18 protein-coding genes and 1 tRNA gene are annotated in these 22,573 nt (G+C 61.8%); 10 read left to right on the forward strand and 9 right to left on the reverse strand.

The genetic code is table 11. The annotated features are described in order from the left end of the window. Window positions 1–2: 2 nt before the first annotated feature. Genes cheY1 through EM858_RS08215 form a run of 3 tightly spaced genes read right to left on the reverse strand, consistent with a single transcriptional unit; the run spans window position 3 to window position 2,322 of the window. On the reverse strand, window positions 3–368 hold the full coding sequence (gene cheY1, locus EM858_RS08205; RefSeq protein ID WP_003493773.1) for a chemotaxis response regulator CheY1: 366 nt from the start codon (window positions 366–368) through the stop codon (window positions 3–5). Continuing rightward, window positions 365–664: an STAS domain-containing protein gene (locus tag EM858_RS08210; RefSeq protein WP_003522766.1), complete on the reverse strand. Its 300-nt coding sequence runs from the start codon at window positions 662–664 to the stop codon at window positions 365–367. Before EM858_RS08210 ends, cheY1 begins: the two co-directional genes overlap by 4 nt. Continuing rightward, window positions 664–2,322, reverse strand: coding sequence for a globin-coupled sensor protein (locus tag EM858_RS08215; RefSeq protein WP_323131199.1), 1,659 nt, complete (start codon window positions 2,320–2,322; stop codon window positions 664–666). The genes EM858_RS08210 and EM858_RS08215 overlap by 1 nt, the downstream gene beginning before the upstream one ends. Window positions 2,323–2,776: 454 nt before the next feature. Here EM858_RS08215 and EM858_RS08220 point away from each other — a divergent pair, with 454 nt between their 5' ends. The 7 genes from EM858_RS08220 (at window position 2,777) to mnhG (ending at window position 9,261) form a co-directional block, all read left to right on the forward strand. Then, window positions 2,777–3,154: a hypothetical protein gene (locus EM858_RS08220; protein WP_127756383.1), complete on the forward strand. Its 378-nt coding sequence runs from the start codon at window positions 2,777–2,779 to the stop codon at window positions 3,152–3,154. A gap of 106 nt (window positions 3,155–3,260) precedes the next feature. Continuing rightward, the gene (locus EM858_RS08225) at window positions 3,261–6,179 is read left to right on the forward strand and encodes a monovalent cation/H+ antiporter subunit A (protein WP_127756384.1); all 2,919 of its coding nucleotides are present in this window, start codon (window positions 3,261–3,263) and stop codon (window positions 6,177–6,179) included. Next, window positions 6,179–6,514 (forward strand): Na+/H+ antiporter subunit C, encoded by a 336-nt coding sequence (locus tag EM858_RS08230; protein ID WP_020810384.1) that lies wholly within the window; start codon window positions 6,179–6,181, stop codon window positions 6,512–6,514. The genes EM858_RS08225 and EM858_RS08230 overlap by 1 nt, the downstream gene beginning before the upstream one ends. Continuing rightward, the gene (locus EM858_RS08235; RefSeq protein WP_164865360.1) at window positions 6,511–8,157 is read left to right on the forward strand and encodes a monovalent cation/H+ antiporter subunit D; all 1,647 of its coding nucleotides are present in this window, start codon (window positions 6,511–6,513) and stop codon (window positions 8,155–8,157) included. The genes EM858_RS08230 and EM858_RS08235 overlap by 4 nt, the downstream gene beginning before the upstream one ends. Further along, on the forward strand, window positions 8,154–8,642 hold the full coding sequence (locus EM858_RS08240; protein ID WP_003522771.1) for a Na+/H+ antiporter subunit E: 489 nt from the start codon (window positions 8,154–8,156) through the stop codon (window positions 8,640–8,642). The genes EM858_RS08235 and EM858_RS08240 overlap by 4 nt, the downstream gene beginning before the upstream one ends. After that, on the forward strand, window positions 8,639–8,920 hold the full coding sequence (locus EM858_RS08245) for a K+/H+ antiporter subunit F (RefSeq protein ID WP_127756385.1): 282 nt from the start codon (window positions 8,639–8,641) through the stop codon (window positions 8,918–8,920). The genes EM858_RS08240 and EM858_RS08245 overlap by 4 nt, the downstream gene beginning before the upstream one ends. Further along, window positions 8,917–9,261, forward strand: coding sequence for a monovalent cation/H(+) antiporter subunit G (gene mnhG, locus EM858_RS08250; RefSeq protein WP_003522773.1), 345 nt, complete (start codon window positions 8,917–8,919; stop codon window positions 9,259–9,261). The genes EM858_RS08245 and mnhG overlap by 4 nt, the downstream gene beginning before the upstream one ends. Before the next feature lie 10 nt (window positions 9,262–9,271). Here the strand turns inward: mnhG and EM858_RS08255 are convergent, their stop codons facing one another. From EM858_RS08255 to EM858_RS08285, 6 genes are all read right to left on the reverse strand, one after another. Then, window positions 9,272–9,862, reverse strand: coding sequence for an alpha-ketoglutarate-dependent dioxygenase AlkB (locus tag EM858_RS08255; protein WP_127756386.1), 591 nt, complete (start codon window positions 9,860–9,862; stop codon window positions 9,272–9,274). 158 nt (window positions 9,863–10,020) lie between these two features. After that, window positions 10,021–10,096 (reverse strand) — tRNA-Phe (locus EM858_RS08260). A 288-nt stretch (window positions 10,097–10,384) separates the two neighbouring features. Beyond that, a complete protein-coding gene (locus EM858_RS08270) occupies window positions 10,385–10,816 on the reverse strand; it encodes a hypothetical protein (RefSeq protein WP_127756387.1) in 432 nt (143 codons plus the stop codon). 155 nt (window positions 10,817–10,971) lie between these two features. Beyond that, entirely contained in the window at window positions 10,972–13,188 is a 2,217-nt protein-coding gene (locus tag EM858_RS08275) for a 3-hydroxyacyl-CoA dehydrogenase NAD-binding domain-containing protein (protein ID WP_127756388.1), read from the reverse strand. 173 nt (window positions 13,189–13,361) lie between these two features. After that, a complete protein-coding gene (locus EM858_RS08280; RefSeq protein ID WP_127756389.1) occupies window positions 13,362–14,570 on the reverse strand; it encodes an acetyl-CoA C-acetyltransferase in 1,209 nt (402 codons plus the stop codon). A gap of 37 nt (window positions 14,571–14,607) precedes the next feature. Beyond that, window positions 14,608–16,404 carry an acyl-CoA dehydrogenase C-terminal domain-containing protein gene (locus EM858_RS08285; RefSeq protein WP_127756390.1) on the reverse strand — a complete coding sequence of 599 codons (1,797 nt, stop codon included), beginning with the start codon at window positions 16,402–16,404 and terminating at the stop codon, window positions 14,608–14,610. Between the two features lie 377 nt (window positions 16,405–16,781). On the opposite strand from EM858_RS08285, the gene podJ reads away from it, so the two are divergent. The 3 genes from podJ to EM858_RS08305 all read left to right on the forward strand — a co-directional run bounded on the left by podJ (window position 16,782) and on the right by EM858_RS08305 (window position 22,536). Next, window positions 16,782–20,522, forward strand: coding sequence for a cell division protein PodJ (podJ, locus tag EM858_RS08295; RefSeq protein ID WP_127756391.1), 3,741 nt, complete (start codon window positions 16,782–16,784; stop codon window positions 20,520–20,522). A gap of 263 nt (window positions 20,523–20,785) precedes the next feature. Further along, a complete protein-coding gene (locus EM858_RS08300; RefSeq protein WP_003522786.1) occupies window positions 20,786–21,712 on the forward strand; it encodes a sulfite exporter TauE/SafE family protein in 927 nt (308 codons plus the stop codon). After that, a complete protein-coding gene (locus EM858_RS08305; protein WP_127756392.1) occupies window positions 21,709–22,536 on the forward strand; it encodes a TIGR02186 family protein in 828 nt (275 codons plus the stop codon). Before EM858_RS08300 ends, EM858_RS08305 begins: the two co-directional genes overlap by 4 nt. Window positions 22,537–22,573 lie beyond the last annotated feature (37 nt).

The raw sequence follows: 22,573 nt of genomic DNA on the forward strand, positions 1-22,573 counted from the left end.
TATCAGGCGGTTACGCGTTCAATGGCATCGATGAGTTTCGCAGGGTCGAACGGCTTGACGATCCAGCCCGTCGCACCGGCCTGACGGGCGCGGTTCTTCTTTTCTGCGTCGCTTTCGGTCGTCAGAACGAGGATCGGGATAGCCCGATACTTCTCGTTGCGCCGTACACCCTCGATGAAGCCGAAACCGTCGAGACGGGGCATGTTGATGTCCGTCACGATAACATCGGGGTTGCTCTGCTCGAGCACTTCGAGGCCCTCAATGCCGTCTTCAGCCTGAATGGTTTCGAAACCGGCATTGTTGAGCGTGACCAGGAGCATGTTCCTGATCGTCCGGGAATCATCCACGGTAAGAACTTTTTTCTTCACTTTTGCATCTCCTTGGGGAGCAAATGGTCAATATCGACGCCTATCAGTTTCATCGTCTTGTCGAATGCATCGGACACCCTGGCAAAACCGAAGCGCTTGCCGTCCTCTTCCCAGGATTTCGCGCCGGCCATGAGGACCTGGGCGCAAAGCGCACCGATGCGCTCCACCTCGGACGCATCTACCGACAAAGGTGCTCCCCTCAGCGTCATCAGCTTGCCGTGCAGGGCCGATGCTTCGTTGAGATCCAGCACCGGTGACAGTTTCAGCGTCGCCTCAGCTGCTTTTCTGGCTGCCATTACATGACTCCCTGACGTCTGAATTGTTGGTAATCCTGGCCGTAATCCGTGCGATTATCCGCACGGGCCATAAATGAAGTGTCCTGCCGGTCCGCACCGGACGCCGCTCTCGCCTGTCCCTGACGGGCGATGCGGAATTCGCGGATGGTGCGGCCGAGTTCGAGGATGACGGTTTGAAGCGCGTCGGCCTCGGAGGCGCTCGCGCTGATATCGACGGCGTTCCGGCCTGCCTGCCTTTGCTGCTCGCCGATATCGGCGGCAACCGATTGCAGTTCGCCGGCCTGCTCGGCCGTATGCCGGGAGACTTCCGCGATCATGTCGTTGATGCCCGAGACCTGCCGGACGACGCCACCGATTGCGTCCTGCGTGCGGTTGACCATCCGCACACCGCCCTCGACCTGCGTCTTGGTGGTGCCGACAAGGCTCTTGATTTCCCTTGCAGCGTCGGCGGAACGCTGGGCGAGCGCCCGGACTTCCTGCGCGACGACCGCGAAACCACGTCCGCTTTCACCCGCGCGCGCCGCCTCGATGCCGGCATTGAGGGCGAGAAGGTTCGTTTGAAAAGCAATCTCGTCAATCGTGCCGATGATCCTGCCGATCTGTTCGGCGGATTGTTCGATGTCCGACATGGCGTCAATCGCCTCGCCGATCGCCTTACCGCTTTCGACCGCCGCCTCGCGGGCGCGGGAAACAGCCGTTTCCGTGGCCGATATGCGGGCGCCGTTTTCAGCAACGTTCCCGATCATCGTCTGGATGGCGCGGGAGGTTTCGGCAAGGGCTTCAGCCTGCTGGCGGGAGCGCTCGGCCATGGAGCGGCCCATATCGGCAAAGCGCGCGCCGAGCGCCTCGGCCTCGCCGATGCTGTTTTGCGCCGCGATCAGCGATGCGCCAATCGTTTCCAGAGCCGTGTTGAAGGAAGCCGCAACATCGCGATAGGCTTCCGGCACTTCGCCGCCGATGCGGGCCTGCAAATCGCCTGCGGCAAAAGCCGTCAATGCCGTGCCCAGCAACTTCGCCGCTTCGGAGCGGTCACTGTCGCGCTGTTCCGCCAGTTCGCGGCCATGGCGCAGGCGCAATTCGTTGAAGCGCAGCGAGACGGCGATCTCGGTATCGACCATCACCAGACGGACGACATTCTTGACGGCTTCCGCCAGTTCACGGGTTTTCTTGCGGTTGCCGGGCAGGATGGAGCGCGGCGCATGCTCGGCCACCAGCCCGCCGACGAGATGTTCCAGAACCACCGCATGGCTGGCGATCTGCCAGCGCGGATCGAGACCCATGCGGCTGGCATTGTCGGAAAGAACCTTTACCCGCTCGGCGTAAAGCGCATCGAAACGCGCGTCGGTCAGAACGCTCCAGTGCGAGGATTGCAGATCGTGCAGGCGGTCGAGCTGGTTTTCACTTTCGAAAGACGGAGAACAGTCCGGCATGGACTGGAAACGGGTCATCACGTCCCGCAGGCCGGCCTTGACGTAAGGCTCCAGCATGCTGCGATAGCTGCGCAGGAAATCGGATTGCGTCTCGTCGAGGCCGGCAAAACGCAACCGTCCCGCCAGGCTTCCGCCTGCCGATCTGCGCGCTTGATCTGATGGCAAATCCTGCCCCAACCGACGTCCCCAACAACATGACGGCCGGTAAAACCCGGCCAAATTGGCCAAGGTTCAGAACGCCAGCACCCTAAGGGGATTTTTGAACGAACATACCCATCGCGGACGATGCGGCATCGACGCTTGCCAGACCTTCTTGAACCAAGAAACGAAAATACCGGATCGGCCCCGGTACGGCAGTGCGGCGTCATGCCTGGAAGGGGAGAGAACCCCATTCCGCCGTGGAAATACCATCAATCTTTATGGTTAATTCCTTGCTTGAAAGTTAAGAAACACAGGCGTCGGCGTCAAACGGTAAAATTTGTAAAAGCTTTTAGCCAATGCCGCCCTCACTTTGCCGCAAACGGGCAAAAACGAAAAGGAATCGGACGCCGCGGGCGGTTTTTCCCGCATGCGCGCTGGACAAGCATGTCCGGCTTCCCCTAAAACAAATCAACAGGATATTCGCTCAACGGTGATGCTTTAAAGAGACCTTTACGATCAAGGAGATGCCAACTTGCCATGGATGGAGAAAGGCCGCAGTTCAAGGCGCCATCCACAAGTGTTGATCGGCCTCGTGGTCGCAAGCCTGCTCGTCATGATCGGCTTTCAGGCGCCGGCCGGCGTAAAGCCCCTTTCCAAAACCAGCCGTCTCGAACGATTGCAGAGCGTCGATCCGGGCCGTTCCGTTTCTCTTCGCGAAAAGGATTGCGATAGCGGCAATGATTTCGGCTGCAGGGCCGGCGATGCGGGCTCGGGCTTTCGCCTGGACGCGTTTGCCTCACCCGCCCCCAGCCTCAGGGACAATGCCGACGTCTCGCTCGCTGCTGTTGCCATCGTGCCACAAGCTTCCCGAGACTTTGCCAGCGTGGTTCCACGCGCGCCTCCGCATATTATGTATTAGTCATTCCGGCGGTCCTCATCATTCGGTTCATTGCGAACCTTGAGGGATCGGAGTCGTCGGAAACCCGCCGTAGGCTCCCATTCCAGAGAGAAAACCGCCGCCGCATATGACACTTGCAACCATTCTTCCATTCATTGTCGCATTGCCCTTCGTTGGCGCGCTTCTGACGGCCTTCATGCCGCGCGAGGGTGCGGCCGCCGGTCCCGCCTCCGTCGCGGGCGCAGTCGCCCTTTTCGGCCTTGTCAGCAGCATTTTTCTTTATACGAGCGTCAGCGGCGGCGCGGTTCTTAAGTATGATGTGGAATGGCTGCCCCAGCTCGGCCTGAACTTTACGCTGCGGCTGGACGGATTTGCCTGGATTTTCACGATGCTCATTACCGGCATTGGCCTGCTGGTGGTGCTCTACGCGCGTTATTATATGTCGGCCGAAGACCCGATCCCCCGTTTCTTCGCCTTCCTGCTCGCCTTCATGGGCTCGATGCTCGGCGTGGTGCTCTCCGGCAACGTCATCCTGCTGTCGATCTTCTGGGAAATGACCAGCATCTTTTCGTTCCTGCTGATCGGCTACTGGCATCAGAACGCCGGTGCGCGCGACGGCGCACGCATGGCGCTGACGGTGACCGGCATTGGCGGCTTCAGCCTGCTGGCCGGCCTGCTGATCCTCGGCCATATGGCGGGAAGCTATGACCTCGACAGGATCATCGAGGCCGGTGCGGCCATCCGCGCCCATTCCCTCTATGTACCGGCGCTCATCCTCATTCTGGGCGGCGCGCTGACCAAGAGCGCGCAGTTTCCGTTCCATTTCTGGCTGCCCAACGCCATGGCGGCGCCCACACCTGTTTCCGCCTATCTGCATTCAGCCACCATGGTGAAGGCCGGGGTTTTCCTGCTTGCACGGTTCTGGCCAGTGCTGGCGGGCACGCCGGAATGGTTCTGGCTGGTGGGCGCGGCCGGCATCATAACCCTGCTGCTCGGCGCTTATTTCGCCATGTTCCAGCAGGATCTGAAGGGGTTGCTGGCCTATTCGACGATCAGCCATCTCGGCCTCATCACCACGCTGCTCAGCCTCGGCAGCCCGCTTGCGGCAGTGGCGGCCATCTTCCACATGGTCAACCACGCCACCTTCAAGGCATCGCTCTTCATGGCGGCCGGCATCATCGACCATGAGACGGGCACGCGCGACATGCGGCGCTTAAGCGGGCTTTATACCTATATGCCGGCAACCGCGACGCTCGCCATGGCGGCGAGTGCGGCCATGGCCGGCGTACCGTTGTTCAACGGCTTCCTTTCCAAGGAGATGTTCTTTGCCGAGGCCGTCGAAACCCATGCCGACTCGCTCCTGGACCGGGCGCTGCCCTATGTCGCGACGCTATCGGGCGCGTTCGCCGTCGCCTATTCGCTGCGCTTCATCCATACGGTCTTCTTCGGCCCCAAGCCCGTCGATCTGCCAAACCCGCATCCGCACGAGCCGCCGCGCTGGATGCGTTTCCCCATCGAATTCCTCGTCTTCGCCTGCCTGATCGTCGGCATCGTTCCGAGCCTCTCCATCGGCCCGTTCCTGCATTCGGCCGTGCTTTCGGTTCTGGGTGCGCAAACGCCGGTCTACAGCCTGTCGATCTGGCACGGTTTCAACCTGCCGCTGATCATGAGTATCGCGGCGCTGATCGGTGGCGTTACGATCTATGTCCTGCTCGGCGGTTATTTCTCGCGCTGCGACGACGGCCCGCCGGTCTTCCGGCATTTGCGGGGACAGCGCATCTTCGAGCGCATTCTCGTCACCGTGTCGTGGAAATGGGCGCGGTGGCTGGAAAGCACGCTCGGCACGCGGCGTCTGCAGCCGCAGCTGAGGCTTCTTATCCTCGTGGCGCTTCTCGCCGGTTTCTCGCCTCTCTTCCTTTCGGAATTCTCCCTGTCGCTGCCGCGCGTCACGACCTTCGACCCGATCTTCGCCATCCTTTGGCTGATCGGCATGATCGCGGCCATGGGTGCGGCCTGGCAGGCGAAATATCATCGCCTCGCCGCGCTCGTCATGCTCGGCGTCTCGGGCCTCGTTACCTGCCTCACCTTCGTCTGGCTTTCCGCACCGGATCTGGCGATCACCCAGCTTCTGGTGGAAATCGTCACCACGGTTCTCATCCTGCTCGGCCTCAGATGGTTGCCGAAACGCGTCGAGAAGGTCGATAGCAGCGATGAGCTGCCCGCGCAGCTTCGCCGCGCCCGCGACTTCCTGCTCGCCGCAGGCAGCGGTATCGGCATGTCCGTCATCGCCTATGCCGTGATGACGCTGCCGGTGCCAAACGCCATTGCGACCTATTTCCTCGAGCGCGCCTATACCGAAGGTGGCGGCACCAATGTCGTCAATGTCATTCTGGTCGATTTCCGCGGCTTCGACACCTTCGGGGAAATCGCGGTGCTGGCCATCGTCGCGCTCACCGTCTTTGCGCTGCTTCGCCGTTTCCGCCCCGCCCATGAAAGCATCGGGGTGCCGGAACAGCAGCAGATGCAGAATGCCTTCGATGCCGAACGGCCGGACCGCAGCAATGGCGATACGGTTCGCGACTATCTCTATGTGCCGTCCATCGTGATGCAGTGGATGTTCCCTGTTATCATCACCTTCTCGATCTTCCTGTTCATGCGCGGCCACGACCTGCCAGGCGGCGGCTTTGCGGCCGGCATCACCATGGCCATCGGCTTCCTGCTGCAATATCTCGCCGGCGGCGCACGCTGGGCGGAGGACCGCATCCGCATCCTGCCGCTGCGCTGGATGGGTTTCGGTCTTTTGATGGCGGCGGCGACGGGTATCGGCTCCTGGTATTTCGGCTACCCGTTCCTGACCTCCTATTTCCAGTATACGGAGATACCCTATATCGGCAAAATGCCGACGGCATCCGCCCTGCTGTTCGATCTCGGCGTCTTCTCGCTGGTGGTCGGCTCCACCGTTCTTATCCTGATAGCACTGGCACACCAATCGTTGCGCAACTACCGCGTTCGCACGCCTGACGCCGCAAAAGCGGAGGACGTGTAATGGAACTCATTCTCGCAATCGGCATCGGCATCATGACCGGCTCCGGCGTGTGGCTGGTGCTGCGCCCGCGCACCTATCAGGTCATCGTCGGACTTTCGCTTTTGTCTTACGCCGTCAACCTCTTCATCTTCGGCGTCGGCGGCATCAAGACCAATGCGCCGCCGGTGCTGGTGAACGGCGTCGACAGCTCCACGCTCGCCGACCCCGTGCCACAGGCGCTGGTGCTGACGGCCATCGTCATCGGCTTTGCCACCACCGCATTGTTCCTCGTCGTGCTGCTCGCCGCCCGCGGCCTCACCGGCACCGACCATGTGGACGGGAGGGAGACGAAATGATGTCGTTCCCCTTCCACATCGTCATCGCGCCCATTCTTCTGCCGCTGATGACCGCGGCCCTTCTGCTGTTCTTCGACGAGCGCCAGCGTGTGGCGAAAGCCGCCATCAGCCTCACCTCGACCGTGCTGTTGCTGGTGGTCGCCATCTTGCTGTTCCGCGAGGTGAACTCGACGGTCAATACCGAGATCGCCGCCGTGGTGTCGAGCGGCGTCTATCTGCTCGGCAACTGGCCGGCGCCCTTCGGCATCGTGCTCGTCGCAGACCGTCTTTCGGGCCTGATGGTGCTGCTGACGACGCTGCTTGCCATCCCGTCCTTGATCTATTCGATGGCGAAGTGGCACAGGTCGGGCGCGCATTTCCATTCGCTGTTCCAGATGATGCTGATGGGCGTCAACGGCGCGTTCCTGACCGGCGACCTCTTCAATCTCTTCGTCTTCTTCGAAGTGATGCTGGCCGCGTCCTACGGTCTGCTGCTGCATGGTTCGGGCCAGCAGCGCGTCAAGGCCGGGCTGCATTACATCGCCATCAACCTCGTCGCCGCCCTGTTCTTCCTGATCGGCGTCAGCCTCATCTATGGCGTTACCGGCACGCTGAACATGGGCGATCTCGCCCATCGCATCGAGGGGCTCAACCCCGATCAGCGCATGCTCTTGGAAACCGGCTCGGCCATCCTCGGCATCGCCTTTCTGGTCAAGGCCGGCATGTGGCCACTGAATTTCTGGCTGCCCTCGGCCTATGGCGCGGCGTCGGCCCCGGTGGGCGGGCTCTTCGCCATCATGAGCAAGGTCGGCATTTATGTCATCGCCCGCCTGTCCTTCCTGCTTTTCGGGCAGACAGCCGGGGAATCGGCCGGTTTCGGCCATGATGCGCTGTTGGTCGGCGGCATCGCCACCATCATCTTCGGGGCCATCGGCGTTCTGGCGTCGCAGGCGCTCGGACGGCTTGCCGGCTTTTCGGTTCTCGTCTCGTCGGGAACGCTGCTTGCCGCCATGGGCACCGGCAACCCGACTGTTGCGGCCGGCGCGCTTTATTACATGGTCAGCTCCACCCTCACCATCAGCGCCTTCTTCATGCTGATCGAACTCGTCGAACGCGGGCAGGATGCCGGCGCGAACGTTCTTGCCGTGACCATGGAGGCCTATGGCGAGGGCGACGAGGAAGAGGAGGAGGAGGAAGTCGGCGTGACGATGCCCGCCACCATGGCGGTGCTCGGGGCCTGTTTTGCCGCCTGCGGCATTCTTCTGGCCGGCCTGCCGCCGCTCTCGGGCTTCATCGCCAAATTCTCGATGCTGACCGCCATTCTCAACCCTTCCGGGCTCGGCGCCAATGACAGCGTTTCCACACTGTCCTGGTGGCTGGTTTTCCTGATCGTCTTTGCCGGTTTCGCCTCGCTGATCTCGATGACGCGCGCCGGCATCCGCACCTTCTGGGCTTCCATCGAAGGCACCGTGCCCCGCGTTCTCGTCATCGAAATCGCCCCCGTCATGCTGCTGCTCGGCCTGACGCTTGCCATGACCGTGCAGGCGGGACCGGTGATGCGATACATGCAGGAAACGGCGCGTATTCTCGACCTGCCGGCGAGCTATATTCAGGGCGTCATTTCCGCGCCGAGGGCGGGAAGCAACCCGGAGGCAGAGCCATGATAAGCCGTGTCCTGCCCTACCCGCTGCTGACGATCTCGCTGATCTTCTTCTGGATGACGATCAACAGCTTTTCGCCGGGGCATCTGCTGCTCGGCACCGGTGTTGCGCTTGTCGCCTCCTGGGCGATGGCGTCGCTCAGGCCCGCCAAGCCGCGCATCCGCAACTGGCACAGGCTGGTGCAGCTGATCCTGATCGTGCTTTACGATATCGTCAGGTCCAATCTCTCGGTCGTGAAGATCATCCTGTTCAAGCGCGAGAGAGACCGCAAATCCGGCTTCCTGGCCGTGCCGCTCGATATTCGCGACCCGATGGCGCTTGCGGTGCTGGCGACGATCCTGACCTCGACGCCGGGAAGCGCATGGCTCGAATATAATTCCAGCCAGGGAACGCTGCTGCTTCACGTTCTCGACGATGTGGATGAGGCGGCCTGGATAAGCCTCATCAAGAACCGTTATGAAAAACTGCTGATGGAGATATTCGAATGAGTTCGATTATCCTTTTCTGGTCCTTTTCGCTGGCGCAGTTCGTGCTCGCCATCGCCATGGCGATCTCGGTCTATCGCATCGCCATCGGCCCGCGCGCGCAGGACCGCGTGCTGGGCGTGGATACGCTCTATGTCAACGCCATGCTGCTTCTGCTGACCTTCGGCCTGCGCACCGGCAACGACATCTATTTCGAGGCATCGCTGCTGATCGCCATCCTCGGCTTCGTCTCCACCGTCGCCCTTTCCAAATTCCTGATGCGCGGGGAGGTGATCGAATGAGCGAGGCGCACGAATTTCCCCTCTGGGCCGCCATTGCCGTGGCCTTCTTCGTGCTGCTCGGCGCCTCGCTGACCCTGATCGGCACCATCGGCTTCGCCAGGCTCAACAGCTTCTATGAGCGCCTGCACGCACCCACACTCGGCACCAGCTGGGGCACCGGCGGCATCGTCATGGCCTCGATCATCTATTTCTCCGTCTCCGGCGACCGCTTCGCCTTCCACGAAATCTTCATCGGCATTTTCATGACGGTGACGACGCCGGTTTCCTTGATGCTGCTGGGGCGCGCCGCGCTTTACCGGGACCGGGCGGAGCAGAATACGGATAATCGGGAGCATCTGTAGTTCGCCCGGGTCAAGACCGTTTTAGCTTGATGACTTTGCGAAAAGTGAGGGAAATTCGTCTGCCTCGAGCGTTCCTGACCCCATTCACTATATCCGATTTCCGAGCCGGAATTTCATGGGTCCAGCCGTAGCGACCGGAATCTCTCAGCAAGACGCCTGACCGGGGTTGAAGCAAAACACCGCATGCGGCTGGTCCACGCAATTCGCGGAGAACCATCTCGCATGTGGATAAAAGGCTTATCGACACGATCGTATCGTCAAAGCAGGGCACACAATCGATGTGCGCACTGATGCCCTGCCCCGGAAGATATTCGTTAGCGATAACCTGATCGGGCAAATCCCGACAATAACCTGTGGTAACCAGCCGCTCCGCGAACACGCCAAGCCATGGCGGCAACGGCCCGATATACGCATCCGCGGTAACAGCGCGCGCTTTATAGTCGTAGCGATAACCGAAATGCTGCACGCGACGTTTCAACTCTGTGCTCCACACACCCGCATCCAGCCTGTGGGCGACGGCGGCCTCCTCCTCTGGAGAGAGAAAACCGTCAAAATAGACAATGCCGGGCGGTAAAAGAGGTGGGCTTGTGACACGATCCATTTGCGGGCTTCTCTCCAACTGCCTGCAACAAACAGGGTTGGTCATGGCAACACCGGGCCTGTCAAAAACATATGATGGCGGTAGCTACTCATCGAAATTTGCCTGCAAATGGGCAAGTCGCCATGCACGCAATTCATCAAAAATGTAATTGAGATAAATGGTGCCCGGAGGCGGATTTGAACCACCGACACGCGGATTTTCAATCCGCTGCTCTACCAACTGAGCTATCCGGGCACTTCAGGTCCTTGAAGAACCTCCGCTTTTGGCGGGCGGGGCTGTTTGGTGCCCCGAAAGTGAGCGGGGTTATAACATCTTGTTCGGACATGGCAAGCGTCATCGCGAAGTTTTTTGACAGTTTTTTCACGGCGCCTGTGGATGGCTGGAATGAGCGCCCGGCGGAGGCCGGATTGCGGCTGGGAGAACCGCTCTCCGCCATCCGCCGGGCCTGATCGGCATCCGGCATCTGGCAGGCGGCGGGTTCGGAAAGGGCCCTAGCCACGCGCGGGGTGCAATCCAGAGCGGCTATGCCCCTTCGCTGCGCCGTACGGCAAGGCCAAGCACGAAAGGCACCACGGCCACCAGCGCCGCCATGACGGGCGAGGAAGCGAAGATACGGCTGGCGAGTGAGGTGACGGCGACGGAGCGCACCACCGTCATCAGGCGGGAATTCTCGCGGTCGCGCTCATGGTGGGGCGGTGCGGGCCTGTGGCGGGAGTGCCGGGCCGCCTCCAGCCGTTTGACATCGCGGCGGATCTTGTCGACCTGTCTGCGAAGCTCGTCCAATTCGGCTCGCAGCGACGGATCGATGGCTTTGGCGGCACGCGTTCTCTTGGTCGCGGTTTTTTCCGCTCTTGCCTCGGCAGCCACAGCCTCGGCCTCTTCGTCCAGTTCAGCCAGATGGTCGTCAAGGTCCGAGGGCTTGTCGAAACCGTGGGATCGCAGTGGGGCCTTCATCGCTGTCTCCTGGGGCGTGCTGAATTGCGGCGGCGGGCGCTTTTGCCCGGTCAGCCTTTTCAACGCCTCAGCCGGGCAAAGGATGCACGGAAAGCGGGGAGACAGGCATAATAAAACAGGCCCCGAAGGGCCTGTTCAATGTCTCACTTGAAGCCTCAGGCCGCCTTGGCGGCGCTGGCATAGGGATCGAAGCGACCGTAGAAGGTCTCGCCCTTGGCGGCCATGTCTTTCAGCAGCGGCGTCGGCTTGAAGCGTGGGCCGTAGGTCTCGCTGAGTTTCTCGGCGAGCGCCACGAAGTTCTTCACGCCCATGCCGTCGATATAGGACAGCGCACCGCCGGTATAGGGCGCAAAACCGAAACCGAGGATGGAGCCGACATCCGCCTCACGCGGATCGGTGACGATGCCTTCTTCCACCGTGCGGGCGGCTTCCAGTGCCACGGTGACGAGGAAGCGCTGCTTCAGCACCTCCATATCCACCGCTTCAGGCTTCTGCTGCGGATAAAGGTCCTTCAGGCCGGGCCAGAGGGACTTCTTGGCGGGCTTTTCCGGATAGTCGTAAAAGCCCTTGGCGTTCTTGCGGCCAAAACGGCCCTCGCCTTCCACCAGCTTTTTCACCAGCTCCATATGGCGCGGATCGACGGCCTTTTCGCCGAGATCGGCGACGGTGGCTTTCAGGATCTTGTAGGAAAGATCGATCGCCACCTCATCGTTCAGCGCCAGCGGGCCGACAGGCATGCCGGCGAATTTCGCGGCATTTTCGATCATGGCGGCGGGTACGCCTTCGATCAGCATGTCGTAGCTTTCCGCCATGTAACGCAGCACGCACCGATTGACGAAGAAGCCGCGCGTATCGTTGACGACGATCGGCGTCTTCTTGATCTTCGCCACGTAGTCCAGCGCGACGGCGAGCGCCTTGTCGCCGGTTTCCTTGCCGAGGATGACTTCCGTCAGCATCATCTTCTCGACCGGCGAGAAGAAATGGATGCCGATGAAATCGGTCGGGCGCTTCGAGTTCTTCGCAAGTCCGGTGATCGGCAGGGTGGAGGTGTTGGAGGCGAAGATTGCACCTTCGGGAAGCACCGCTTCCACGGCCTCGATGACGGCCTTCTTGACATCGCGGTCTTCGAAGACGGCCTCGATGACGAGATTGGCATCCGCGAGTGCGGCGTAATCGGATGTCGGGGTGACGAGGTCGAGCAGGGCCTTGCCCTCCTCCTGCGTCAGCCTGCCCTTGCCGATGGCGGTCTTGACGCTTTCCTCGCAATGGCCCTTGCCCTTGTCGGCGGCTTCCTGATCGCGGTCCACCAGCGCAACGGGGATGCCGGCGGCAGCGGTGACGTAAGCGACGGCAGCTCCCATGAAGCCTGCGCCGACGACGCCAACCTTCTTGAACTCGGTCTTCGGCTGGCCGGCGGGGCGGCGTGCGCCCTTGCCCAGTTCCTGCATGGAAATGAACAGCGAGCGGATCATGCCGAAGGCTTCCTTCGAGCGAAGGATTTCGGTGAAATAACGCTGCTCCACCTTCAGCGCCGTATCGAAGGGCAATTGCAGGCCCTCATAGACGCATTTGAGGATGGCGAGTGCGGCCGGATAATTGCCCGCGCTTTCGCGGCGCAGGATGGCCGGTGCGGCGGGCCAGAGCTGGGCCGCGGCCGGCGTCCAGATGCCGCCGCCGGGGGCCTTGAAGCCCTTTTCATCCCAGGGTGCGACCGGTTTCAGGCCGTCCTTGATCATCTGCTTTGCAGTGGAGACCAGCTGATCCGGCTCCACCACCTGATGCACCAACCCCATGGCCTTGGCGCGCGCGCCGGTCAGCGACTGGCCCGTCGTCATCATCTGCAGTGCGGATTGCGCGTCCGTCAGGCGCGGCACGCGCTGGGTGCCGCCGGCGCCGGGGAAGATGCCGACCTTGACTTCCGGCAGGGCGATCTTGAGGTTCTTGGCGCTGGAGGCGACCCGACCGTGGCAGGCAAGCGACAGTTCGAAAGCGCCGCCCATGCAGGTGCCGTTGATGGCGGAAACCCAGGGCTTGCCGTTGGTCTCGATCTTGCGGAACAGGCCAGTCATGCGGCCGACCAGTTCGAACAGCCTTGCCGCCGCCTGATCCGGGTTCTTCGTCTTCTCATCATTGTAGAAGGAGAACATCGACTTGATCATGGAAAGATCGGCGCCGCCGGAAAAGGTGCTTTTGCCGGAGGTGAAGACGACGCCCTTGACGGCGCCGTCGGCGACGGTGGCGTCAACAATCGCGTTCAGCTCGTCCATCACCTCTGACGTGAAGACGTTCATGGATTTTTCCGGCATGTCCCAGGTGACGAGGGCAATGCCGTCTGCGTCCGTCTCGATGGTGAAATTGGTATAAGTGCTCATTTGGGATTCCTCTTCCCTGAATTTCGTTTCGCCGGACTTCCCGATCCCTCATTCCTGTGCTCGTCACAGGAATCCAGTCAGCCCAAGTCTTTGGGCTGGAAGACTCTCTCGCGCCGCAGACGCGGCGCTGCTGGATCCCTGTGACGAGCACAGGGATGAGGAGCCTGGGTGGCTCAAACCCGCTCGATAACCGTCGCCGTGCCCATGCCAGCGCCGATGCAGAGCGTGACGAGCGCAGTGTTCAGGTCGCGCCGCTCCAGCTCATCCAGCACCGTGCCGAGGATCATCGCGCCGGTTGCCCCGAGCGGATGACCCATGGCGATGGCGCCACCATTGACGTTCATCCGGTCGTGGCTGATATCGAAAGCCTGCATGTAACGCAGCACGACGGCAGCGAAGGCTTCGTTGAGTTCGAAAAGGTCGATATCGGCAAGCGACATGCCGGTCTTTTTCAGCAGCTTTTCGGTCACATCCACCGGGCCGGTCAGCATCAGCGCCGGATCGGAACCGATATTGGCGAAAGCCTTGATGCGGGCGCGCGGTTTCACGCCCAACGCCTCGCCGCCCGCCTTGGAACCAACCAGAACGGCGGCCGCGCCATCGACGATGCCGGACGAATTGCCGGCGTGGTGCACGTAATTGATCCGCTCCACTTCCGGATGCGCCATGATGCCGACGGCTTCGAAACCACCCATTTCACCCGGCATCTGGAAGGACGGGTTGAGCGAAGCCAGCGCCTGCATGTCCGTGCCGGGGCGCATGTGCTCGTCACGGTCGAGAATCGTCAGACCGTTTGAGTCCTTCACCGGAATAACCGACTTGTTGAAATAGCCCTTATCCCAGGCATGCGCCGCGCGCTTCTGGCTCTCGACAGCATAGGCGTCGACATCGTCACGGGAAAAACCGTATTTCGTGGCGATGAGATCGGCCGAAACGCCCTGCGGCATGAAGAAGGCCGGGAAGTTGACCGAAGGGTCCATGTACCAGGCGCCGCCAGACATGCCCATGCCGACGCGCGACATGCTTTCGACGCCGCCGGCGATGACGATGTCGTCAGACCCCGCCTTGACCTTGCCGGCCGCGAAATTGATGGCATCGAGACCCGAGGCGCAGAAGCGCGAGATCTGCATGCCCGGGGCTTTGTTGGAATAACCCGCCTCGAAGGCGGCAGCCTTCGGGATCACCGCACCGGCATCCATGACAGGATCGACGCAGCCCATGATGATGTCGTCGACGGCAGAAGTGTCCAGCCCGTTGCGGTCGCGGATGGCTTCCAGTGTCTTGGCGGCAAGGCGAACGGAGGGCACTTCATGCAGGCTGCCATCCTTCTTGCCGCGTCCGCGCGGGGTGCGGACATGGTCGTAGATAAAAACGTCGGTCATTGTTTCTCTCCCTGCGGCGTTGGAAACGCCAGCCTCATCAGAATGCTTCCGCAGCCAGTTCCATCATGGTGTCCGCGCCGGTTTCGATGCGGGCCTTGCGCAGCGCCGTTTCCGGCATGATGCGCTCCATATAAAACTTCGCCGTGACAAGCTTGGTCTTGAGGTAATCCTCGTCCGAAGCGCTGCCTGCCGCAAGCGCTTCGCTGGCCGCTTTCGCCATGCGCGCCTGCATGTAGCCCAGCACCACGATGCCGAAGAGATGCATATAGTCTGTCGAGCCGGCACCGGCATTGTCGGGCTTGGCCATGGCGTTCTGCATGAACCACATGGTTGCGGCCTGCAGATCGTTCAAGCCCTTCTTCAGGCCCTTGGTGTAAAGGGCGAGCTTTTCATCGGTGCGGTTTTCCTCGCAGAAATCGCCGATTTCCTTGAACAGCGCCATGACGGCGCGGCCGCCATTCATGCCGAGCTTGCGGCCGACCAGATCGAGCGCCTGAATGCCGTTCGCGCCCTCGTAGATCATGGTGATACGTGCATCGCGGACATATTGGCTCATGCCATGTTCCTCGATGTAGCCATGGCCGCCGAAGACCTGCTGCGCCATCACGGCGTGGTCGAAGCCCTTGTCGGTCAGCACGCCTTTCAGGATCGGGGTGACGAGGCCGAGCAGGTCGTCCGCCGCCTGCCGCTCTTTCTCGTCGGTCGAGCGATGGGCGATATCGGATTGCAGCGCGGTCCAGAGCAGGAAGGCGCGGCCGGCCTCGTTATAGGCCTTGATGGTCATCAGCGTGCGGCGGATATCGGGATGCACGATGATCGGATCGGCCTTCCTGTCGGGGAATTTCGCACCGGAAAGCGAGCGGCCCTGAATGCGCTCACGGGCATATTCGACTGCGTTCTGATAGGCGATCTCGCCGACGGAAAGACCCTGCAGGCCAACGCCGAGGCGGGCTTCGTTCATCATCACGAACATGGCCGAAAGGCCCTTGTTCTCAGCGCCCAGCAGATAACCCGTCGCGTCATCGTAGTTCATGACGCAGGTGGCGTTGCCGTGAATGCCCATCTTGTGCTCGATGGCACCGCAGGTGACGCCGTTACGCTCGCCAAGCGTGCCGTCTTCCTTGACGAGGAATTTCGGCACGACGAAGAGCGAAATGCCCTTCGTGCCTTCAGGCGCACCTTCGATGCGGGCGATCACCAGATGGACGATATTGCCCGTCATGGAATGTTCGCCGGCGGAGATGAAGATCTTCTGACCGGAAATTTTGTAGCTGCCGTCAGCCTGCGGCACGGCCTTGGTGCGCAGCAGGCCGAGATCGGTGCCGCAATGGGGTTCGGTCAGGTTCATGGTGCCGGACCATGTGCCTTCCACCATCTTCGGCAGGTAGGTGTCCTTTTGCTGCTGCGTGCCATGCACCAGAATGGCGGCAATCGCACCCTGCGTCAGGCCGGGATACATCATCAGCGACAGGTTGGCCGACGACATATATTCGCCGATGGCGGCATGAAGCGTATAGGGCAGCCCCTGCCCGCCGAATTCCGGCGGAACGGCAAGGCCAATCCAGCCGCCTTCGCAATAGGCGTCATAAGCATCCTTGAAACCATCCGGCACGGAGACCGAACCGTCATCGGCGCGCTTGCAGCCCTGTTGATCGCCGGAAAGGTTGAGCGGGAAAAGCCGCTCTTCGGCAAGCTTTGCGGCTTCGCCGGTAATGGCCTCGATCATGTCGGGGGTTGCATCCTCGAAGCCGGGCAGGTTGTTATACCGCTCCAGGCCGAGAACGTCGTTCAGGATAAAAAGCGTGTCTTTAACTGGGGCCTTGTAAACAGGCATTACCGATGTTCCTCCGCATCGTGGGCGCCGGCGATAATCCGGCCGATATGGCATGACAATATTTGACGTGCGCGTAAACGTCAAATAAATTTCAGCGGATTATCCTTTCTCCTTTTTCGCGGAATGGACGTCCTGCCCGGCGCAGGGCTGCCGCCTGCCGCAAAAGTTAAAAAATTCCGACCATAGTTAACCACTTCTTTACCACGTTTCGTGAATTCTCCCGACAGAGGTAACTGCTTCGTACTCCGGCGCATTTTCCTCAACGGGGGCGAATACCGGCTCTAGGATTGCTGCATGTTGCGGCGACGGCGTGTCCAGGCAGGCAACGTCGCGACAGATAACCGGGCACGGCGGGCGGAAGCGAAGCGAGCGAAAAGATGAACGGATTGCGATCGAAAACCCAACAGCCAAGCGACAGATCGTCTCTTGATGCGCTCAATCGCACCATTGAAGGCCTTGAAGCCCGTATCGAAGGGCTGATGAGCCAGAAGTTCCCGCGCGACCCCCGGGCCGCGAGCGCTCAGCCCGAAGCGAAAAGCGAGGCTTATGCCGCGCGCGCCGCCGTCACGCCGCCGCAGCTCGATCCCGTCAACGAAATCCGCCAGCGCCAGCGCCTCCTAGAGGCGAGCTTCCAGCGCCCGCAGGAACCCACCGCCCGCCCGGAACGGACGATTACCAGACCGCTTGCACCGGAATACCGGCCGAGGGATGCGCAGCAGGCCGCCGCCGCTCCCGCACCGCGCGCGCGTTCCATCCCGCCCTATCAGGAACCGCAGCGCAATGACGCGGCGCTGCAGGAGATTGCCCAGGCGCTCGTCAATCTGCGGCATGAGCTGAAGCACGACATTGCCGAGGGCGTCGCCCGCGAAGCGCAGGGACTGCGCGCCGAGATCCGCAATATTCGCGCGGTGGCGGAAGACCAGCAGTTCATCGGCGATCTGCGCGACGATATCGCACGTCTGGCCGGCAGCATCGACCAGCTCGGCAATCTGGCATCGCCCGATGCCTACGGGCTGCGCAACGAATTCGAGGACCTGCGCCTGACGATCGACCAGCTTGCGCGCGAAGACAGCGTGCACCGGATCGAAAGCCGCTGGAACAATGTGGAAGACACGCTGCGCGGTTTCGACGCCGGCGCGTTGCAGGATGAGATCGTTTCGCTCGCCTATCGTCTCGATGACATCAAGACGCAGCTCGGCGGCATGAGCAACAATCCGGCCGTGCGCGTGCTTGAAGACAAGCTGATCGCCATTGCCAGCGCCGTGGAGCAGCTCGGCAAGCACATGCAGCCGAACGAAGCGGCCTTTACCGAACAGTTTTCCGGTCTCGACCAGCGGCTGGACGAAATCAGCCGCGCCATTGCCGCAACCGGCACGCGCGCCAATGCGCAGGCAACGGACAATGCGCTGGCGCAGCGTCTGGAAAACCGGCTGAACGGCCTTGCCGAACAGCTCGGCGACATCAACCGCCTTGCCGCTGCAAAACCTGAACCGGCGCTGGACCTGACCGCCCGCCTTGAAGCGCTGGCCGGCAAAGTCGACGAACTCAGCACCGCCCGCGACGCCGCGCAGTTGCATGAGCGGCTGGACCAGCTTTCCCTGCTTCTGGAGCGTTCGCAGCGCCCCTCGCAACAGGCGGAACTGACGTCTTTCCTCAGCGACATTTCCCGCAAGATCGACGCGCTGGATCACGGCGCCGTCAATGACGGTCTGGCCGAACGGCTCGACCTGCTCTCGCGTCGGATCGAGGACCTCGACTATCGTTACAGCCAGCCGCAGCCGGCATCGGGCCTCAGCGAAAGCGCCTTCTCGCGTCTGGAAGAGCGGCTCGGCAATATTGCCGCCCGTCTCGACGAGACCGCCCATTCCGCGCCTGCCGACAGCCACGCGCTGGCAAGCCTCGAAAACCAGATCGCCCATCTCTCGACGCTGATCAGCCAGCCGATGCAGATGCAGGCCGCAGGCATGCCGCCTGAACTCGATGCCCGCATGGCGGCCATCGAAGACTATATGGCGTCCAACGACGAATATATCATCGAAGCAGCCCGGCAGGCGGCCGAGGCCGTTCTGGACGCCTATACCCGCAACAATCTCTCGGCCGGCGCAAACCTTGCCGACATGACCATGCTGACCGATCTTGCGACCGATCTGCGCAATCTCGAAGCCTTGAGCCGCAACACCGAAGAGCGCACGCACCGCACATTCGAAGCGCTGCATGAGACGTTGGTGCAAATCGCCGGCCGGCTGGATAACCTCGACAATGCTCCCGTCTACCGCGAAGAGGCCACGCCCCGCAGCGTCGCGAAGCCTGTATTGGCCCCTGCGCACGAAGATATATCCATGCCGGCCGCAATCTTCCCGGAAGAGGGTTATATTGCCGAAGAACAGGCCATTCTCGACGCCGACGGGAAAGATGGAGATGCCATCGTGCCTCCTGCTGCGGCGAAGCCCGCGAAGGCGGAAAAAAAGAGCCTGCTTGCCGGCCTGACGAAGCGTTTCAAGACAGGTACTGCAAAGACCGTCAAAACCGCAGAAGAACCCGTATCGGCCTCCTCCTCCGCCCGCACGCAGATCGAGCCAGCCCCGTCGCTCGATCCGATCGACGTTCTGCCGGCGGGTCAGGAGAACGAACTTCTGGAGCCGGGTTCGGGTGCGCCCGATATCAAGAAAATCCTCGAGCGCGTGCGCGCCAGCCAGGTGGCCGCCAGCGGCAAGGCCGCAGACGCCGAAGGACGGACGGATTTCATTGCCGCCGCCCGTCGTGCGGCGCAGGCCGCCGCCATGGAAACATCGCCGGAGAAGCTTGATACCGGCAAGAAGGGCCGCAAGGCCGAGGCATCGGGGCTTTCGCGCTATCGCCGCCCGCTGCTGCTCGGCATCGGCGCCATTCTTCTGGCAATGATGGCCATGCCGCTCGTCAAGACGCTGATCGGCGGCGCGGAAGCTCCGGCGCCGGTCATCGAGCAGAAGCAGGACAATGGCCCGGTCTCCGCGCTTCCCGAAGCGGGCGACAAGGCCGTGACCATTCCGTCCGACCTCGCCATCGATCCGGAACAGTCAGCATCCGCAGACAGCATCGAAAACACCGCACCGGCGCAAAACACCATCGATCCCCGCACCGTCGGCGGCGCACCGCTGCCTGACGAGCCGCCGGTTGCCGACGTTCCCGCAGTGGATGCGGCAAACTCCGGCACCGTCGCGCAGAACGAACCTTCGGCTCCGGCTCAGGTCGCCGCCACGGCTGTTCCCGCCCAGGACGCCATCACCGTTCCCGCCGGCATCGAGCCGGCATCGCTTGCAGAAGCGGCCGCCAAGGGCGACACGCAGGCGCTGTTCGAGATCGCAGCCCGCTACACCGATGGCCGCGGCGTTGCCGCCGACCGCACCGAGGCGGCAAAGTGGTACAAGCTCGCCGCTGATCGTGGCCTTGCACCCGCGCAATATCGTCTCGCCAATCTCTACGAGAAGGCGAACGGCGTCGAACGCAACCTTCCCGAAGCCAAGCGCTATTACACGCTGGCCGCGGAACAGGGCAATGCTGGCGCCATGCACAATCTCGCCGTCCTGCTCGCCTCCGATGCGGCCGGTCAGCCGGATTTCGCCGCCGCCGCGCAATGGTTCATCAAGGCTTCCGACCTCGGCGTTCGTGACAGCCAGTTCAACCTCGCCATTCTCTATGCGCGCGGCAGCGGCGTGAAGCAGGACATCGAGGAATCCTACAAGTGGTTCGCCATCGCAGCCAGGGATGGTGACGCCGATGCCGCCCAGAAACGCGACGAAGTGGCAGGGGCCTTGAACCCGCAGCAGCTTCAGAGCGCAAAGGCCAAGGTGGACGCCTGGAAGGTCAAGCCGCTTTCGGAAGATGCCAACAGCGTCAACCCGCCCGAAGAATGGGCCGGCAAGGAAGGCGTGAAAACCGCCTCCGTGGACATGGAAAAGGCGATCCGCAACATTCAGGCGATCCTGAACAAGAACGGTTTCGATGCCGGCCAGCCTGACGGCAAGCTCGGCAAGAACACCGTGACGGCCATCAAGGACTTTCAGAAGTCCGTGGGCCAGACGCCGGACGGCCGCATTACCAACGAGCTGGTGACCGCGCTTCTCGCCCGCAACAAATAAACATTCGAGAACCGGCGAAGCGGCCCCCTGGCCGCTTTCGCTCAGCCCGGCGCAGGAATGTGGCCGGCTGCCGACACACGGCCGCTATCTTTCCAAATTATCAACGTATTTACCGTTGAATGTTGACAGGTCAGGCCCTCGCGGGCATGACGGATGAAGGCCGGGCATGCCCGGTCTTTTCAGACAGAAAGTGTAAATCGCGGCGCGGCCCCCTCACCCGGACAAGCCCTGCCGCCCGGAACCATTTGCCCGAGGTCCGAGCCGTGACTGTCTATCTGCCGATCGCAGAACTGTCGGTGAATATTTTCATCATTCTCGGCATGGGCGCGGCCGTCGGTTTTCTTTCCGGCATGTTCGGCGTGGGCGGCGGCTTTCTGATTACCCCGCTTTTGATTTTCTACAATATTCCGCCTGTGGTGGCCGTGGCGACGGGTGCAAACCAGGTGGTCGCCTCCTCCGTGTCAGGCTCGATCACGCATTTCCGGCGCGGAACGCTCGACGTCAAGCTCGGCAGCGTCCTCCTTGTGGGCGGTCTGGTGGGGGCGACGGTCGGCGTGTGGATATTCTCCTTCCTGCGCAGCATCGGCCAGCTCGATCTCATCGTCTCGCTGCTCTACGTCATCCTGCTCGGCACCGTCGGCGGGCTGATGCTGAAGGAAAGCATTTCGGCGCTTCGCCGCGCCGCCCGCAACGAAACCGTGACGCTGCGCCGGCCGGGCCACCACAACTGGGTGCACCGCCTGCCGCTGAAAATGCGGTTCAAGAAATCGAAGATCTATCTCAGCATCATTCCCATCGTCACGCTGGGTTTCGGCATCGGCATCCTCACCTCGATCATGGGTGTGGGCGGCGGCTTCATCATGGTGCCGGCGATGATCTATCTCCTGCGCATCCCCACCAGCGTGGTTGTCGGCACCTCGCTGTTCCAGATCATTTTCGTAACCGCCTATACGACCGTGGTTCAGGCGGCGACCAACTATTCCGTCGATGTGGTTCTGGCCTTCATCCTGATGGTGGCGGGCGTCATCGGCGCGCAATATGGCGTGCGCGTCGGCCAGAAACTGCGCGGCGAACAGCTGCGCGCCCTGCTTGCGCTTCTCGTTCTCGCCGTCGCGCTTCGCCTTGCCGTATCGCTGGTGGTGCGCCCGGAAGACCTGTTTTCGGTGGCCGTTGGGGGGTTAGGTTATTGACCCGCCATTTGCTGCTTGCCGCCCTTGCGCTGGCCTCATGCCTCACCCTCGGGCAAATCGCTTCGGCCCAGACGCCGCCGCTTGCCCTGCCGCCCGGCCCGCAGCAGCGATCCCTGCTGGAAAATATCGAAATCGGCGCATCGACGACCGAAATTCCAATTGCTTCCGATTTTCGCGGCGCGGATTTCACGCTTTTCGGCGCGCTGAACAATACCGACCAGCTACTGCTCGCCATCGGGCAATATGACATTGTCGTGACGCTTGAGGGTCCGAGTGATTACATGACAGTGCGCAAAAAGGAACGCGTGGCGGGCATCTGGATCAATACCAGCGCCATCACCTTCACACCGCTGCCGGAATCCTATTCCATGGCCAGCACGCGCAATATCAGCGATGTCGCCTCGCCCGGAACGCTCCGCGCCATGGGGCTTGGCGTCGACCATCTGTCACTGAAAAGCGCGGTCTTTTCCGGCGTGCCCGACAATGTCTTCGATTTTCAGGAGGCCTATCGGCGTCTGAAGCTTTCCAGCGGCATTTATCGCAACGACACGACCGGGGTGCGGCTGGAGCGCACTGGCCTGTTCTGGGCGACCCTGCGCCTGCCGGCCAATGTGCCGAACGGCGTGCACACCGCCCGCGCCTATCTCTTCAAGAGCGGCAAATTCATCGCCCAGCGCGAACTGAAACTGCGCGTCGTCAAAACCGGCATGGAGCAGGCGATCACCGACGCCGCGCATCAGACGCCGCTTGCCTATGGCGCACTCTGCGTTCTGCTTGCCGTCGTGACCGGCTGGGGCGCCAGCATCATCTTCCGCAAGGACTGATCGGTTTTCATCCCGCAAAAGAGAGCGTCTGCCGCCC

The organism is Agrobacterium sp. CNPSo 2736 (genome assembly GCF_004005385.1).
Classification (GTDB): domain Bacteria; phylum Pseudomonadota; class Alphaproteobacteria; order Rhizobiales; family Rhizobiaceae; genus Agrobacterium; species Agrobacterium leguminum.